Origin of the sequence: Kitasatospora sp. NPDC004669 (genome assembly GCF_040609455.1) — a bacterium.
Lineage (GTDB): Bacteria > Actinomycetota > Actinomycetes > Streptomycetales > Streptomycetaceae > Kitasatospora.
Genome location: NZ_JBEXKB010000012.1, coordinates 150956 through 166199 on the forward strand (window position 1 = coordinate 150956; position 15244 = coordinate 166199).

13 protein-coding genes are annotated in these 15244 nt (G+C 70.9%); 8 read left to right on the forward strand and 5 right to left on the reverse strand.

The window, feature by feature from the left end:
• Positions 1-40 precede the first annotated feature (40 nt).
• The 3 genes from ABZW30_RS13400 (at position 41) to ABZW30_RS13410 (ending at position 2265) form a co-directional block, all read left to right on the forward strand.
• Complete coding sequence (locus tag ABZW30_RS13400) at positions 41-682, forward strand: hypothetical protein (RefSeq protein ID WP_355671216.1); 642 nt, start codon at positions 41-43, stop codon at positions 680-682.
• A gap of 89 nt (positions 683-771) precedes the next feature.
• Complete coding sequence (locus tag ABZW30_RS13405; protein WP_355671217.1) at positions 772-1653, forward strand: GntR family transcriptional regulator; 882 nt, start codon at positions 772-774, stop codon at positions 1651-1653.
• Positions 1654-1701: 48 nt separating this feature from the next.
• On the forward strand, positions 1702-2265 hold the full coding sequence (locus ABZW30_RS13410; protein WP_355671218.1) for a Uma2 family endonuclease: 564 nt from the start codon (positions 1702-1704) through the stop codon (positions 2263-2265).
• Between the two features lie 243 nt (positions 2266-2508).
• On the opposite strand, the gene ABZW30_RS13415 is transcribed toward ABZW30_RS13410, so the two are convergent.
• Positions 2509-3465, reverse strand: coding sequence for a helix-turn-helix transcriptional regulator (locus tag ABZW30_RS13415; RefSeq protein WP_355671219.1), 957 nt, complete (start codon positions 3463-3465; stop codon positions 2509-2511).
• A gap of 410 nt (positions 3466-3875) precedes the next feature.
• Here ABZW30_RS13415 and ABZW30_RS13420 point away from each other — a divergent pair, with 410 nt between their 5' ends.
• The 4 genes from ABZW30_RS13420 (at position 3876) to ABZW30_RS13435 (ending at position 6574) form a co-directional block, all read left to right on the forward strand.
• Complete coding sequence (locus tag ABZW30_RS13420) at positions 3876-4787, forward strand: hypothetical protein (RefSeq protein ID WP_355671220.1); 912 nt, start codon at positions 3876-3878, stop codon at positions 4785-4787.
• A gap of 73 nt (positions 4788-4860) precedes the next feature.
• Complete coding sequence (locus ABZW30_RS13425) at positions 4861-5160, forward strand: DUF721 domain-containing protein (protein WP_355671221.1); 300 nt, start codon at positions 4861-4863, stop codon at positions 5158-5160.
• Positions 5161-5228: 68 nt separating this feature from the next.
• Entirely contained in the window at positions 5229-5735 is a 507-nt protein-coding gene (locus ABZW30_RS13430; RefSeq protein WP_355671222.1) for a hypothetical protein, read from the forward strand.
• Positions 5736-6136: 401 nt separating this feature from the next.
• On the forward strand, positions 6137-6574 hold the full coding sequence (locus tag ABZW30_RS13435) for a hypothetical protein (protein ID WP_355671223.1): 438 nt from the start codon (positions 6137-6139) through the stop codon (positions 6572-6574).
• Between the two features lie 39 nt (positions 6575-6613).
• On the opposite strand, the gene ABZW30_RS13440 is transcribed toward ABZW30_RS13435, so the two are convergent.
• Genes ABZW30_RS13440 through ABZW30_RS13455 form a run of 4 tightly spaced genes read right to left on the reverse strand, consistent with a single transcriptional unit; the run spans position 6614 to position 14878 of the window.
• Positions 6614-7900, reverse strand: coding sequence for a DUF2399 domain-containing protein (locus ABZW30_RS13440; protein WP_355671224.1), 1287 nt, complete (start codon positions 7898-7900; stop codon positions 6614-6616).
• A gap of 41 nt (positions 7901-7941) precedes the next feature.
• Entirely contained in the window at positions 7942-12192 is a 4251-nt protein-coding gene (locus tag ABZW30_RS13445) for an SbcC/MukB-like Walker B domain-containing protein (RefSeq protein ID WP_355671253.1), read from the reverse strand.
• A complete protein-coding gene (locus ABZW30_RS13450) occupies positions 12189-13331 on the reverse strand; it encodes a DUF2398 family protein (protein WP_355671225.1) in 1143 nt (380 codons plus the stop codon). Before ABZW30_RS13450 ends, ABZW30_RS13445 begins: the two co-directional genes overlap by 4 nt.
• A 23-nt stretch (positions 13332-13354) precedes the next feature.
• Positions 13355-14878: a DUF2397 family protein gene (locus tag ABZW30_RS13455; RefSeq protein ID WP_355671226.1), complete on the reverse strand. Its 1524-nt coding sequence runs from the start codon at positions 14876-14878 to the stop codon at positions 13355-13357.
• A 168-nt stretch (positions 14879-15046) separates the two neighbouring features.
• Here ABZW30_RS13455 and ABZW30_RS13460 point away from each other — a divergent pair, with 168 nt between their 5' ends.
• On the forward strand, positions 15047-15169 hold the full coding sequence (locus ABZW30_RS13460) for a hypothetical protein (RefSeq protein WP_355671227.1): 123 nt from the start codon (positions 15047-15049) through the stop codon (positions 15167-15169).
• The last annotated feature ends 75 nt before the right edge of the window (positions 15170-15244 follow it).

The following is a 15244-nucleotide window of genomic DNA, read 5'->3' on the forward strand; positions in this document are numbered from 1 at the left end:
GAAGTTCATGCCGGAGTTTCCGAGCAAGGATCAGCTTTGTGTGCTGAGTGGGCCGGAGGTTGAGGCCCTGGCCGCGTTGAGCGAGGCGGTGGGCGACCTGACGCACGAGTGGCATTCGGCGCTCGCGGTGGAGCGCCGGGCCCGTTCGATGGGCGACGCCGCCGAACGCCGTCTCGACGGGGCACCGTTCGGCTTCCACACGGAGGCGCTGAGCGGGCTGTATCACCATGCGTTCCGGTACGGGCGGGAGATCGAGACGTTGCTGTGGCGGTACGCCAGCGCGTCTGCGGCGCTGGGTATCACGGTGCTGGATCGCGTGGTCACCGGGAAGCCGCCGCTTGATGAGGAGAGCATCGACCGGCTGTGCGAGGAGCCGACCCTGGCCGAGTTGGAGTCGTTGCTGCGGATCCCGGTCGACCGGCTGCTGGGAGCCCGCGAAGCTGGTGTGCGCGCCCGGGAGGAGGAGCGCCGTCGGCGCCTGCTCGACGGTGTCGAGGCGGCCTACGAGATCCTCACCGATGACATGGTCGAGGACCGGCTCGACCGGCCGACGGCGGCGGCCGCCCAACTGTCCGTCGCCGCCATCGAGGGCTGTGATGCACCATGGGTCGCCCTGCTCGACGGCGTGCTCACGGTGGCAGGCCAGGCGCCGTACGAGATCGCCTTCGCCACCCGCCCCTGAAGACACCCGGCCCGAAACCCTCGGGAGGGCCCGACCATCGCTCCCGTGCTGCGGTCACCCGCCCGAACTGACACGAACCCGGAGCCACCATGGACGCCACCACCACCAACACCGCCGACCTCCCCGGGCCGAGGAAAGGCCGCACCCTGCGCCTGGCGGCCGCGCTGCGCGCCGAGATCGGCAGCGGCCGGTGGCAGCCAGGAGAACCCCTGCCCAGCGGCAGCGAACTCGCCGCGACCTACAGCGTCAGCACCGCCGTGGTCTCCGGCGCGATCGGCCTGCTGAAGGACGAGAAGGTGCTCACCGGACCGGCCGGCGGCCGCACTCGAGTAGCGAACCCCTCCGCCGAACAGCCCGAGGAAGAAGAGGAAGCCGTCCGTGGCCGTTCCAAGCGGCTCACCGACGCCCTGCTCGCCGACATCCGAGAAGGCCGGCTGCGCCCCGGCGACACCGTGCCGTCCGTCCGGGAACTGGCCCGCCTCCATGGCACCACCACCGCCACCGTGTTCGGCGTCATCGCCGAGCTCAAGCGCCAGGGCGTGCTGACCGGCGTACCCGGCAGCCGAACCCGCGTCGCCGATGGCCCGGCGTCCCCCGCGACCACCGAACCCACCGAGTACGCCCGCGTCCTGCGCACCCTGCTCACCGCCGAACAACGCACCGAACTGGCCCGTCTCCTCACCGACACCGCACCGGCAACACGAGCGGCCTCCACTGCGGTGGAGGCCGCGAAGAACCTCGGGGAGGCCGCACGCGCGCTGCGCCGGGCTGTTCGCGGCGGCGTGCCCGACCACGACCAGCTGGCGGTCCAGCTGCAGAAGGCGTTCGTCGACCTGGCCGCAGCGGTGAAGCCCGCAGTCGGCCTCGCAGGTCAGCAGCCAGGCGCCGCCTGGTGGCAGCGCGCCCACCATGACGCCCAGGCTCTCGTCGCCGACATGACCAACGCCGTCAAGCAGCCGGCCGCCCAATAGTCGACTTCCTCCCGGTCTCCCCATATGGCCCTTGGGACAATGGGGCCCATGAGCGTCGCCGCCGTTGAGCACCATGTCGGGCCGTGGACCGTGGACGACGTCCTGGCACTGCCCGAGGACACCCACCACCGGGTCGAACTCCTCGGAGGGGCCCTCCTGCTGACTCCGCACCCCGACGTCCCCCACCAGCGCGCCAGCTCCCGCCTGGCCGTACTCCTGAACACTGCCATCGGGGCCTGCGCCGCCCCGTTCGAAGTGCTGACGGCGATCAACCTGCTCGTCCCGGACGGGCTGCTGATCCCGGACCTGGTGGTCGCCGACGCCAACGCGGCCGCCACAGCCGACTCCACCCTTCGCGCCTGCGACGTCCTGGTCGCGATCGAGGTCACCGCACCGTCCACGCGCGTGGCCGACACCGTGCTCAAGTCCGCGATGTACGCCGCCGTCGGCATCCCGCACTACTGGCGCCTCGAACTCGACCCCGCCCCGCGCCTCCACCTCGGCCACCTGGAGGACGGCGCCTACGTCGACCGGATCGTCCAGGCTGGCGAGAGCAGCGCGCTCACCGACCCCTTCCCCCTCGACCTCAACCCCGCAGTGCTGCGCCGGTAGTCCAGGGCCACCGCAGGCGGGCGTGACCAACAGGCCGGGCTGGCCGCTGCCGGCTGATGCCGACTGCGGGTTACAGCCCCCCTGAAAGTTATCCCTGCGCAGAACTTTCAGGAACGGTCTGGTTTGACCCGGGCATTTTCCCGGGCCATTTGCTTTGGCCCTGCTGGCCAGGACCGATGCACTACCACCGGTGATAGCACTGGATTGACCACGTTGTTCTGGGGGACTGAAACGGTTGGGGAGCTACCTCGGCCCCGGGGCCTGGGTAAGCAGGTCGGGCAGGCGTAGCGGGCCGCGTTGGTTGGGGCCGGCTGGGTTGTTCCACAGGGAATGGGGCCAGGGTGCGGTGAGTTCGGGGCCGCAGTTGCTGGTGGCGCGTACGCCGTCACGAACCGCAGTGAAGCGGTGGCCGTAGCCGCCTTGCATGGTCGGGGCGGGGTAGAGAAGGTCGCCGTCGATCAGGTAGGGCTGGCCGCAGCCGCTTCCGCCGGTGGTGTCGCCGGCGCACCACAGTCCCCACTCGGCGTGGGCGCCGATGTCCGCGCACGGCCCGTCCAGCGGCTCGCGGGCGAATGTGCCGTCCGAGGCTCCGCAGGGACAGCCGTCCTCGAACTGGTACCAGCCGCTCGGCGCCTGGTCGTCGAGCTTGTCGGCGAGCCAGCCAGGGTGGATGCCGAGCGCGGCCGCGAGCTTGTCCCGCTCTGCGGGCCCCGGCCGGGAGCGCCCGGCGGCCCAGTGCCCGACCTGATGAGCCGGGACGCCGACCGTACGGGCGAGGGCGATCTTGTTGGTGTCCGTATTGGCGATCAGTAGGCGTAGCCGGCGCGGGAGCGCACCAAGCTGGTGGATGCGCCACATCGGATGCTCGTCGATCTCCTCGCTCGAGTATCCGGTGCCCCACGAGTCGGTCTCCTCGAGGAAGGCGATCAGGCGGCGCTGCTGTGCCTGCTTGAGCCAAGCGAGCGCCTGGGTGTCGTCGAGGCCGGTGCCGGGTGGGATTTCGCTGAGCATGGTGTCGGCGGCATACAGCTCGCTCATCGGGTCGTCGGTGCCGGCCCCGGCCTCGAAGACGACCGCGAGCAGGCGCTGGAAGACCGCTCGCCGTGCCGTCGACTCCTGCGTGTCGCCAAGCAGGGCGCAGCAGGCGTCGAGAGCGCGCAGGAGGCGCTGTTCGGTCGACCGGTCCCAGAACTCGAGCATCCTCACGTCCTTCCTGATCCCGCAGCCTGCGGCCGGACCAGTCTGGCAGGGCGTGGCGCCGCAGCGTGGCCCGGATCGAGGTCGCGGAAGAACGGCTCGCGGCTTCACCGGCTTGGACGGAGTGGGTGGTGTCGTGCTTGGGGTGGCGGAGGTGAGCCGTTCCCCGGTCCACCAGCGGGCCGGGCGGGTGATGGCCGCGGGTGTGGGGCGAGGCGTCTTGACCGGGTCCGTGCTGTGCGTTTCCATCGGCTCGGGCCCGCGAGCGCCCGGCCGCGCAGCGGAGACCCCCGTATCCGTTGCCGAGGACCGGCCAGAAGCTCATCATTCACCGCAGGATCGCAGCGGCACGTGCCTCACAGCGTCGGCAGCATCGGGGGGACAGCTGACGCGGAGAGCTGACGATGCCCCAGTTGACCACGGACCTTTCCACGGACTGCCGCCGGCGCTGCACGGGGGAGACCCACCAGGCCCTGCAAGTGCTGCGGCAGGCGGGCAAGGACGGATGCGCGATCCCGGTGGCCCGCCACCCGGACCAGGCCGCCCTGGAAGCCGCGGTCTTCCTCGGGGCTTGCAAGATGGGCGGCCTGTCACCCCACCCCCTGGGCATCCTGAAGGTGCGCCCCGAGCCGGAGCGGTTGACCATCCGGCTGCTCGATGAGCCGTACGTCGTGCGGTACTGGGCCGAGCGGCTCCTGCCGATCCAGGCCGCCGTGGCCGGTGAGGACGATGACCCCCGCGACTGCGTCTTCGGCGTCGCCGGCCTGCGCAGCCGTGTCGGCGCGGGCGGGGTGACGCTCTACCGGCCGGGCACCGGCGCCCAGGTGCTGCTGACCGGCTTCAACACCCGCTGGTGGCAGCGGGTCAGCGCGCTGCTGGCAACCAGCGGCCCCGTGCTGTTCACCGGTTCCACCTGGACGCCGGTGGAACGCGCGGCGCACCACGCCTACCAGGCCACCGACCGCGGGGAGGCGTCCGTCGTATCCGCGATCTTGCGGCGCATCCGGGCGACCGCGGGGCCGGGGGAGATCAACAGCACCGATGTGTGGTCCACCGGGCAGGAAGGCCTGCGTCTGGAGACCACCGACGGTCCGCCCTGCCCGGAGCTCCTGCGGCTGCTGTGCGAGGGGCCCTGGGGCCTGGGATGGCAGGCGGAACACACCTGGTGCACCTGTGGGTCCGCGGCCCCGCAGGGATGCAGGATCGACTTTCGGCTGCCCGGCGGCCGGCGCGTCGACTACTCGAACCTGCACTGGGGCCGCACCAACGACGAACGGCGCCAGACCACGGTTGCGGAGCTGAACTCGCTGGCGTTCGCCGGCTGACCAGGACGGAACAAGCTGTGACCGACCGTGCGGATCGGTCACCGGTTTGATGCCCTTCGGCTCTGGTAGCACGATGGCGGGCGTGGGGCATCGCTCGTGCCTGGAGAAAGGGGCCGGTGAGATGGATCTTCGCAGACCTGAGTGGTTCGCGGGGCTGAGCCGTTGGTGGCTGCCGGCGGTGGGCGAGGACGTCGCCGACAATGTCGCTCCGCTCGGCCTGGACGGACAGGGGCGCCTTCACGTCACCTGCCGGAGCAGGGCCTGGCGGGTGCAGATCCGTCTCCTGGAGCGTCCCCTGGCCGCCCGGGTGAACAGGTTCACGCCTGTCACGGTCACCAGGATCAGCGTCGTCGACGGCACCGCGCCGCGTTAGCCGGACTCGGGCGGCAGGCGCTCACGGGGCGGCTAGCATGACCTGCTCGATTAACGGAGGACACTGCGATGCGGCCCGAACACTGCCCCTTCCACCGCTGCGAGGACACGTGCCTGCCCGTCGCGCGGCTGCTGGCGCAGGCCGGATTCCTCGAGCCCTCCCCGAACGCGCCAGCCGCCCTTGGCACAGTCGTCGCCGGTCCGCAGGTTCCGCCGCGACACGTCACGCACACGCTGATCGCCCAGTACATCAACACCTGGGGGCGCGTCGTCCTCGATCCCACCCTCCCGCCGACGCAAGCGGACGCGCCCGACGAGCGCTCCCTGCGCTACAGCCTGCAAGCGCTGTGGGAGACGGTCAGCGAGAGCGTCCGGCGCCGGATCGCCTCCCTGGACAGCACGGCCCCGGCGTGGTGGAACGTCAGCAGTGCTCTGCAGGAGGCCCAGAGCGCCGCACGCCGCACCACCGTGGGCGACTCGGCCGAAGGCGCGCTGTGGTGGTACATCGCGCTGCTGCACCTGGACCACGCCCGCACCCTGTGGAAGGACAGCATCGGCCACTCGTTGCCGCAGTAGAACCTCCTGCCCGGCGACGGCGGACGACCCGGCGAGTGAGTCCAGCGGCCGGGCAGAGTCAGCCCTGGGATCAGGGTGCGGCCTGGCTAGCGTATGGACGGTCGGCAAGGTGCGCCTGGGCGTGCCGCAGCTCCCGGCGCAGCCGTCCGGCACCGCCACCTCGGTGGCCAACGAGGTGAGGGCGCCGTGCGGCCGGGCCACCGGGGCGCTCAACCGTCCAGGGCGAGAGCGGTGCCTGCAGGGCACCGCCAACAGAGCTTGAACGAAGCGATTATTCTGTCCCCTGGCACGGGCAGGCCGGAAGCTGGCGGCGGCCGAACGAGTGGGCGCGTCACCCTCAGACGATTGCGTTACTCCGATTACCAGACAGCACGTCAGTGCTCCTTCATACGTTCCCGGGCATGACGGAGTTCACTATCGAAGCGGCCGCCCCGGCGAACAGCACCAATCCGGAGACGCTGGTTGTCCGGGCCGCACAGGTGCTGCGTGGGTTCAACGAAGCCGCCATGACGGGCCCCACCCTGAACCCGATGGCCCTGACCGAGGCTTTCGACGGGCTGATCGCGCTCTTCGAGCGCCTGCCGAACACCCTGTGCCATCTCAGCGGCCACCTCATGAGTTCCCAGCGCCAAGGCACACTGCTGGACCCGCTGGGCCGTGACACCGACGAACTGGCCGAGCGGGTCCGCCAACGCTGCTACGACACGGCAGAGGCGATCCCGCCGATGACGGAACGGCTGCGCCAGGCAAGACAGCTCGTGATCAGCCTGGCGCCTGCGGCCGAGCTGCTGGCCGACCCAAACAAGGGGCGCGGGAACGTTCCATGGGCTCCGAGCTGACCGCTGCTCAAGCCGACCTCAGCCCCGGCGGCGGCCAGCTCACGTGTGCTCTCGTGGCGGGGCCGGTGCGGCTTGCGGTGGATGTCCGGTGAGGACGTCACCGAGGAGCGTATCGAGCAGGCCCTCTTCGAAGCCGGGCCGCCGGTGGCGGCGCATCGCCACCTCTAGTGCCGGGTTCCATGGGGTGGGCGGAAGGTGTGCCGGGTCCAGCGGGTAGGTCCACCGGTCGGCACCGACGTTCAGGCTTTGCCGGTAGTCGTCGGCGGCCATGCGCCAGGGCTGAGCGGCGGGCTGAGCAACGGTGACGGCGCTGACGTGGTGCAGGCCTGCCACGTCGAAGTCGGCGCGGACCGCGATGCGCCATCCGGCCTCGGCCAGGCGCGCGATCGCGGCGACCTCCACCGCGGACGGTGTGCCGATAGTGCATACCAGCCGGGCCCCACGCGGCAGGGGCACCAGATCCAGAAGGGCTGCGACGACGGACGGGTTCTCGGTGACAAACACCCAGGCCTGCGGATCCGGCGGTTGAGCCCACCTGGAGCGAGCCAGGGTGTGGGGGGTCACGGTGACAGGCTCGTCCGCCGGCAGGAGCCAACCGTCGGGCAACACGTTGAGGCACAGCAGCCCACCGGTGAGTTGGTCGAAGTCGACACCGAGTCCGTTCCAGGCGGTCCGCTGGTCACTGGTGTCGGCGACAGCACCGCCGGCGGAGGCCAGCGCGAGAATCAGGCCCGCAAGCAGACTCCCGCGGTCGAGTGCTTTGGGAGAGCCGGTGAGCCGCTGGGCGAGCACCCTGCGGTCGATCCGCTCTCCAGGCGGCGGTAAAGCGGCCAGGGCGCGGACCGCTAGCTCCACCAACTCCTCACCATCAGCGTCCGAAGCGAGGCGGTGCAGCCAACGGCTGCCGCGTAGTACCGCGAGCGCTGCCTCCGGATCGGGCCGCACCCGGGCACTTCTCGGCAGCCCGATGAGACGTGTCCGTACCAAGTCCGCGAGGTCGCGGGCGCGCTCGCGCGCCGCCTGCAGTTCCTGAGCGGCGAGACCTAGCGGCCGGTGCAGGGCGTGCGCGGCCACGGCCGCCGGAGTGAGACGGGGACCGTGGCCGCGCAGATTCTCGGTTAGCCGGGCCAGATCGGCCCGGATCCGGGTCCCGCCCAGTGGTGGCCGAGGAGACACGAGACGGCCAACCGCGGCGGCCTGACGCGGGTCGGCGGGGACGGCGACGCTCATGTGCCCGCTGACCAGGGACCGGTCTCCGCGCTTGTCGGCGCGCGCGGCGATCTGCTCCCACAGCCAGAGCAGGTCGGGCGTGGTGAGCGCGGACAAGCGGGCGCCTTCACAGGCGCCCGGGCACATGTTGCAGTCGTTCACGCGCCGCTCTGGGCAAGCAACCCCTCCAATGCCTGGACGAGGCGGGCTTCTCGGATATGCATCGGACTGGACGCCACGGTGCCGTCCGGTAGCTTCTCCAAGGCGTAGATGTCGATGCCGTCCCACGATCCGGGGGAGCCGTCCCACCCGTGGCTGGTGCACAGCAGGTCGAGGTCTAGGTGGGACAGGTAGCGGGCGAGGCCGTCCTTGCCGGCGGCGTCCACCTCGGCGGGGACCTCGTCCAGCGCCGCCAGCCGCGGCGCCGCCGGGTCGAGTTTGTCGTGCTCGGCCGCCAGCGCTGCGAGCATGGGCGCGAGGATGACCAGCCGCCGCTCGCCCCCGGACACGGTGGTCCTGCGGTCGGTCAGCTTCTCCTCCGGCTGGCCCGGCTTCTGAACGATGTAGGACAGATCGATCCACGAGGTGATGTCGACGATCGCTTTGAGCCGCTCGATGGTGTCGGCCGCCGACACCCGCACGTGCTCGTCCGACAGCCGCAACTGGGCGAGGAGTTCGGCCCGGACCTCCGCCTCCTGCTCGGGAGTGCGCGAGGCCCGCGAGTCCTTGCATGTCAGCTCATGGATACGGCGCAGTCCCGGAGACAAGCCCGGCCGCAGACTCCGCCGGATCTGCACCCCAACACCGGAGGAGGCCGCGGCCATGCGCATGAGCTTGTTGGTGCGCCGGATCCACTGCTCCAGCTCCTGCCAGGCGGCCCCGATCGCGGCCGGGATTTCACCGATCACCATGTTGTCCAAGAGTTCCTGTTCGGCGGCGTTCAGCTCCTGCTCGGCACTCGTACTCGCGGCCGCGGTGAGGTCGGCGGCCTTCGGCGGGGCGTAGGCGGCGCCCGGCCGGGCCAGGCGCACCGGCAGGACACCGCCCGGACTCTCACCCTTCTCCCACTCCAGCCTCCACTCGTCCTCGATGCTCTGGTCCCGAAGGTGCGCGGCGAGCAGGTCGGCTGCGGCGTGGACCTCCCCGCCGTTGCTGCGCGGCAGGACGCCAAGGCGTTCGGACAGCGTGGCGCGCAGATCGTCCACGGGCAGCGCGGGGTCCACCCCGATGGCACCGGCTACGCCCTTGGCCTCCAGGACAGTACGCAGCGCGGTGAGCGCGGCATCGATCGTCTCCTGGCCGGTCTGCGCGGCCTGGGCGCCGGCGAGGTCTAGCTCGCAGTTGCGAGCGGCCAGCTCGGCTTCCTTCTCCCGGGAGATGGCCCGTCGCAGAGCCCGGGCGGCTGCGTCCAAGGCGTCGACGGCAGCCTGGTGGTCGAGGTGGATGCCCCGGTCGGCAGCATCGCGGGCCGCCAGCTGTGCGGTCAGCCGGGCCCGCAGGGTATTGCGCCGGTCGATGTTCGCCTGCAGGTCGAGAACCGCCCCCTCGTGGTGGCCCTGGTCCAGGGCGTGGTCAGCGAGCTGGTCGGCCAGGTCACGTACTCGCTCGAGCAACCGGGCCAGCCCGTCGGCAACCTCGGTCAGGTCGCGCCCGCCTTCGCGGGTCGTGGTCAGGGCACGACGCAGCCGCTCCACGTCCCCGGGCAGGCCCAGCTCCTCGGCCCGGGTGCGCCACCGTGCCAGGCAGGTGTCATGTGCGGCCTCGGCCAGCTGCGCCTTCTCGTCGGCCTGCGCGGCCTGCTCCTCCGAGCCGTCGGCGATCAGCGCCGCAGCGGCGCGGTTTCGCTCGGCATCGTCAAGGAGCCCGCTATCGGGTAGGGCACCGATGACTGTGCCCAGTGCGTCGGTAAGGGCACTGAACAGATCGCGGACCTGCAGGTGCCGCTGGGCCTGGTGGTCGAGGCGGTCCGCCCGCAGGCGGGCCTCGCGTGCACGACGGGCGGCTTCGGCCTGCCGGCTGTCCAGCCCGATCAGATGGGCCCGCCGTAGTACGGCGGGATCATCGGCACCCGGGATACGACCGAGCGCGGGTCCGGTGCGGTAGGTGCCGTCCCTGCCGATGGCCAGGGAGGTGTCCGCCGCGTGGGTTGCGCTGTCGGCCAACGTGACCCGGCGCAGCGCCCGGGTGACGGCCTCGGCATGAGGGTGGCCGGGTAGTGCGGCCAGTACCTGGTCCAAGCCACCCGCCGCTTCGGTGCCGTTCTCGTCGAGGTCGATGCGCCAGGCCCCGGCGACCTCGATGGAGGCCTGGCCCAGGGTGGCGCCCAGCAGGCCCGTCGCGGCGATCGCCGCCTCCAGCAGATCCCGTTCCGCTCCCGCGCTGGGAGCGTCGGCGGCCCAGGTGAGGGCCGCACCGAATGCCTGATCCTCGTCAGCCGGAGAGGCCCAGGCGGGAACGGGGAAGGCGGGCAGGCGCCCGTTGGCGTATGCGTGGGACTCCCGCCTGGCGGCCTGCGCGTCCTGGCGCCGCTCGGTGGCGGCCTGCTCATGGACGGCCGCCCGCTCCCGGGCCCACGCCAGGAGTCCGCCCGACACCGCCTTCGCGTGGCGGGCCAGCTCCTGGCCGGCAGCCAGCACCGCAGCCGGTTCGAGTCCCCCGCACTCCTCGGCCCACTGCCGGATCCCGTCGGGGGTGAACAGTTCTGTGCCCGGGATTTTCTGCGGCGGCCGCGGGTGCGGAGTGAGCCCCAACCCGGGCAGCGCCGCTGCCCAGCTCACGACGGCGCCTGTGTACGCAGCAGCCTCGGCCTGTGCCACGCCCAGCGCCGCCTCGCTCTTCTCCCGGTCCTGCGCCGCCCGCTCAGCCTGCATGGTCGCGAGCGCCCGCGCCTGGCGTGCCTGGTCGTCCGCATCGGCGACCTCGGCATGGTCGGCCAGGACCACCTCGGCCTGAGCCGCCCGCTGCCGGTGGCGCTCGGCGGACTCATACACGTCCGTCCGCATCCGCTCCAGGGCCGCCGGATCGGCGTGGATGTCGGCGCGGTCCGCCTGCGGCAGGACCTCGCCGCCGAACAGCAGGTCGGGGCGGTTGATCCCGCGCGCCGTCACGGGCTGCTCCGCCAGCAGCAGCGTGGTCTCCGAGCCGTGTGCCCGCGCGGCCAGGGCGTTGATGTCGTTCTCGAGGACCCGGGCCTGTTGGAGCAGGCTCGCGTGCGCGACCCCATCGGCTGCCACCGCCGAGTGCAGCGCCTGGCGCTTGGCGGTAACGAGGTTCTCGCAGTCACCGATCTCCCTGCGAGTCGCCGTGATCTGCTCGTCGCTTCGCATGGCCTCGTCGCGGGCGGCCTGCTCGGTGGCCTTGCATTCGCGATGCTGCTCCTGGCGTTCAGCTAGGTCATCCTGGGCGAACCGATGCTCCCTCTGGGCGAGTGCGAGGGCTGCGGCGGCGGCCTCGAAAGCAGAGCGGGAACGGGCGTTCTCGTCGATGCGGGCGTCGAGGCCACCGAGTAGATCCGCCACGAGGGCGGCGCAGTGTCCGCTCCAGCGGTACGCGAGGTCGGCGGTGAGGTCCGCGGTGCGGCGGCGGTGCTCGTAGCGGGCCCGCGTCGCCGCCGCCTCGGTGAGGGCCTGGCTGACTGCGGCCACCAGGGCTTCGCTCACGTTCGGTAGGGCATCGCTCAGGGCTTTCTGTGCGTCGCTGACCTTGGTGCTCTGGAGAAGGCGCGGATCGCGAAGCCGGCGGATGAGGGTGCACAGGTCCGTCAGCTGCACCACCGCGCAGCCGAACAGCCGCCGTGCCAGGTCTGCCCGGTAGCTGTTGGTGTCCGAAAACACCTGGCCGCCCGCATTGCTCACCTGCTGCGCGAAGTCCTCGCGCGTCACGGCGTCGCCGTCCTCGCCGTGCAGGGTCAGTGAGGTGACCGCGACCTCGGGCAGTCGGAAGGGGACCAGGACGACGGGCTGGGTGGCGTTGGCCGTGAATTCGATCCGAACACCGTAGGACTGCCGCTCACCGTGGCTGCGACCGCTGCGCGGTCCCTCGAAGGCCAGCCACAGGTATCCGATGCGCCGGGTGGTGCTGTCGTCGGCGCCCAGACGCATCCACTCCTCCACACGGGCGTGGCGGCCGGTGCCCACCGAGAGCTTGCGTGGGTCGGTGTCGAGGTCAAGCAGGAACGGAACCGTCATCTCCAGAAGTGTGGTCTTGCCGACGCCGTTGCTGGCCAGCCACATCAGCCGCCCGGAGTCCATGCGGCACACCTCGCAGGTGTACTTCCACACGTTGCTGACGCCGACCTCTGTCAAGTGCCAACGTCGTTCGTGGCGGTCCCATGACATGGGCCGCTCCGGGTCATCGAGCTCGCCGCCCGTACCTGGGCCGGTCTCCTGAGTGAACGTGGTGGTCGTCATGCGGTCTGCCCTTCGCTCGTGTTTTCGGCTTCCTTCGGCGTGCCCCAGCGGGCGACGGCCGGCGACAACCACCACCGGTCGGTGTAACCAGCGGAGACCCGCAACAGCCCTAGGTGCGCCCACATTGACCGGACCTCATCGGCCAAGCGGGGGATGCTGCGGCGGTACTCCTCTGCCCACCAGCGGTGGACGCCGGCCCCCCTGGCCAGCAAGTCGGCGACGGAGCCGGCCGACACCGACCGCCAGCCCGGGCCCGGCTGCCCAGGCCCCTCACGGCGGCCGGCAGCGAGGGCGTGGTCGCGCACCAGGACCGCAGCGTGGTGGACGGTGCCGCGGTTCGGAAACGAGTGCCCGCGCAGGCCCGCGTGCTCGCCGTCCAAGACCAGCGCCACCCCCTCAGCCCGCTCCTCCACCCACATCCCCAGGGCTTCGGCGACCTCGGCCACCTTGCCTTGCAGCTCGGTGCGCAGCCAGTGCTCCTCAGGCAGGTCCAGGTCACCCCAGTGGACGACCGTGTCGTCCACCAGCCGGCGCAGGACCTTCGCGGAGGTAACCGCTTCGGCCGCGCCCTCCTCGATCCACCGCTCGGGCTCGCTCGCCGGGTCGACCAGCCAGGTGCCGTCCGCGTGAAGGGGCCCGGTGTTACCCATCAGCGACAGCAGCCGGTCGTGACGAAGCTTCAGCAAGGCACTGGTGTCCCCGTCCTCAAGTTCATCGAGTGTGCCGTCGAGGATCTCCACCACCCCTCGCTCGATCAGCATCTCGATGCCACACCGCAGCTTCCGCAGATCCTCTCGACTGCCGGTATACGCGATTCGGACCTCGCCAGACGCCTCCCGCGCGGCGGCGACCAGGTCTGCCGTCCGCGTTACGAACGGCAGCTCGTCGATGGCGGCCACGCACAGCCACATCCAGCGAGTCGCCGCGCTCTCGGACAGCAACCGGTCACCCAGCCGCGTCGGCGGGCTCTTGACCAGGCGCACCATGTCTGGCTCGACCACCAGTCGCCACTGCAGATCCCGCACCAGCGAGCGCACGTGATCCTCGAACCGGTGGACGGCCTCGATGGCCGCGTCATCACGGCCCGCCAGCAACCATGGCCGCCGCATGAGCAGCCGGCTCACCTCCGGTGCTTCCATCCGCGCCTCCTGGCGAAGCCCGCTCACGCCGTTCCTCCCGACATGGGCCTGGCGGGTGCAGCCGAGCCGGCCTGGTGAAAGGCGACCTGATGCCCCGGCAGCAGAGCGGACCAGTCCTGGCTTGTCAGCCGGCCAGTGTCCGCCGAGAGGTTCACCGTGCACACCAACTGGCGGCTGCGGTCCGTACCGCTGCGCATCCCGTCCCGTCCGTGGCTGGACAGGGCCGCAGTCACGGCCTCTAGCGCCACCCGGCCTGCCTCTGGAGACAACGGTGCCCGACCGCACAGCACTTCGGCGATGGCTGCTGCCCTGGCCATGGCCTGTTCACGCTCGGCCTCCTCCAGCAGTGCCTGGGCCTCACTGCGACTGCGGGCACGCGCCACGGAGCCGCTAACGCTTCCCGAGCGCGCAGCGGTCCGCTCCAGGGAGCCGATACCGACCACCGGTCCGTCGTGCCAGGAAGCCCCGTCACCGTCCTCGCTCCAGCCGGTGAGCTTCAGCCACCCGTGGTCCCCCAGCGCCGCCGCGCTCACCCGAGGCCCCCACTCTCGGTCCTCGCACACCCGGGCCAGCTGCAACGCCTTGGACCGCAACGATGTGGGGCCGCTTCCCTGAAGCCGGCGCAGGTTCAGATGCAGCGGCCGGATCGCCAGCACCAGACCACGGGTGAACCGAGCGGCCCGCCCCTCCACCGGTCGGCACCACTCCAGTAGCTGGACCCAGTGCTCCTCACAAGTCCCGCGAGCGGCCGCCAGATGGCCTCGTGCGACCAGCTCGGCAGCCCTGGACTGGGACGCCGCGACGGCCGCAAACTCAGCGAAACGCGGTCGTAGATCCGTCAGCAGATCGAATGCTTGGAAGAGCGCGTCGTGCACCTGGGCAGCGACATGGGTCGCGTACGTCACCAGGAGCCGCTTCAACTCGATCGCCTCGTCGCGGTCCAAGTTGAACCGGTTCGCCAGGTCCGATAGGTGATCCGCGCTGGCCTCCATCGCCTGGTCCAACGCGTCATGAGCAAGGAACAGCGCCTCCACCTGCCGCGCGACTTCCTGGGGTGACAGACGGTCGCGCGCGAGGTGACCGAGCCCGTCCGCCATGGCCTGCAGGCTGGTAAGAGGGATTTCCCGCGCTCCGGTGTTCTCCTCGCGTAGGCGGCCCCAGAACCGGTGGACCATGCGTCCGGCTGTGGTGAGGTGGTAGCGCCAGCGGGTGGCCCGAAGGTCCTCGAGCCGGGCGAAGTCGTTGGCGGGATCGGGCCGCACAGCCTCGAAGTGTCGATGCAGCCGGTCGAGCCGGGCCGCCACGGCCGTCTGGGTCGCATCGTGCCCTCGGGCCTGGAGCCCTTCGGCGACCTGGGCCAGCGTCAGGTAACCCGCGGCGTTGTCGAGGACATCCATGATCGCGGCGTATTGATGGTGTGAGGGAGACAGGAGATAGGCGAGGACGCGGCGCAAGTCTCCGCGCGGCACATCCAGAAGTAGCGCGTCGGTCGCGGTATCAGGACTGGTGGCCGGAGCCGGTACGGCTGGAATGACGAGTGAGGACACCGGAATCTCCGTTTTGTCAGATAGGTGACGTTTGTTCGCAAAACGGTAGATTTGATGACTGACATAACATCGGCTGATCGTGTGAGTCTGAGACGTTGGTTCTGAAAAACTCACTCGAACAGCAGGGCAAGATGGCGCCGCACTCTCCGGCACCGCATACTGCCGCGGGTGGTGCCCGCCCCGACCAAGTGCGAACAGGTGGCCGCTCCGGTCTCCGCCCCGGACGATCCGTGGTGGGAGGCGCGGCTGCTGCACGCCAAGCTTTACCCGGTGAAGGACTGCGCCGCGTGAGTGCCGACAGCCCGCGCACACGCTGGCGCCGGGCAGGTCACATCATCGGCCAGGCGCCGGGGTCGCGTCCCGCGT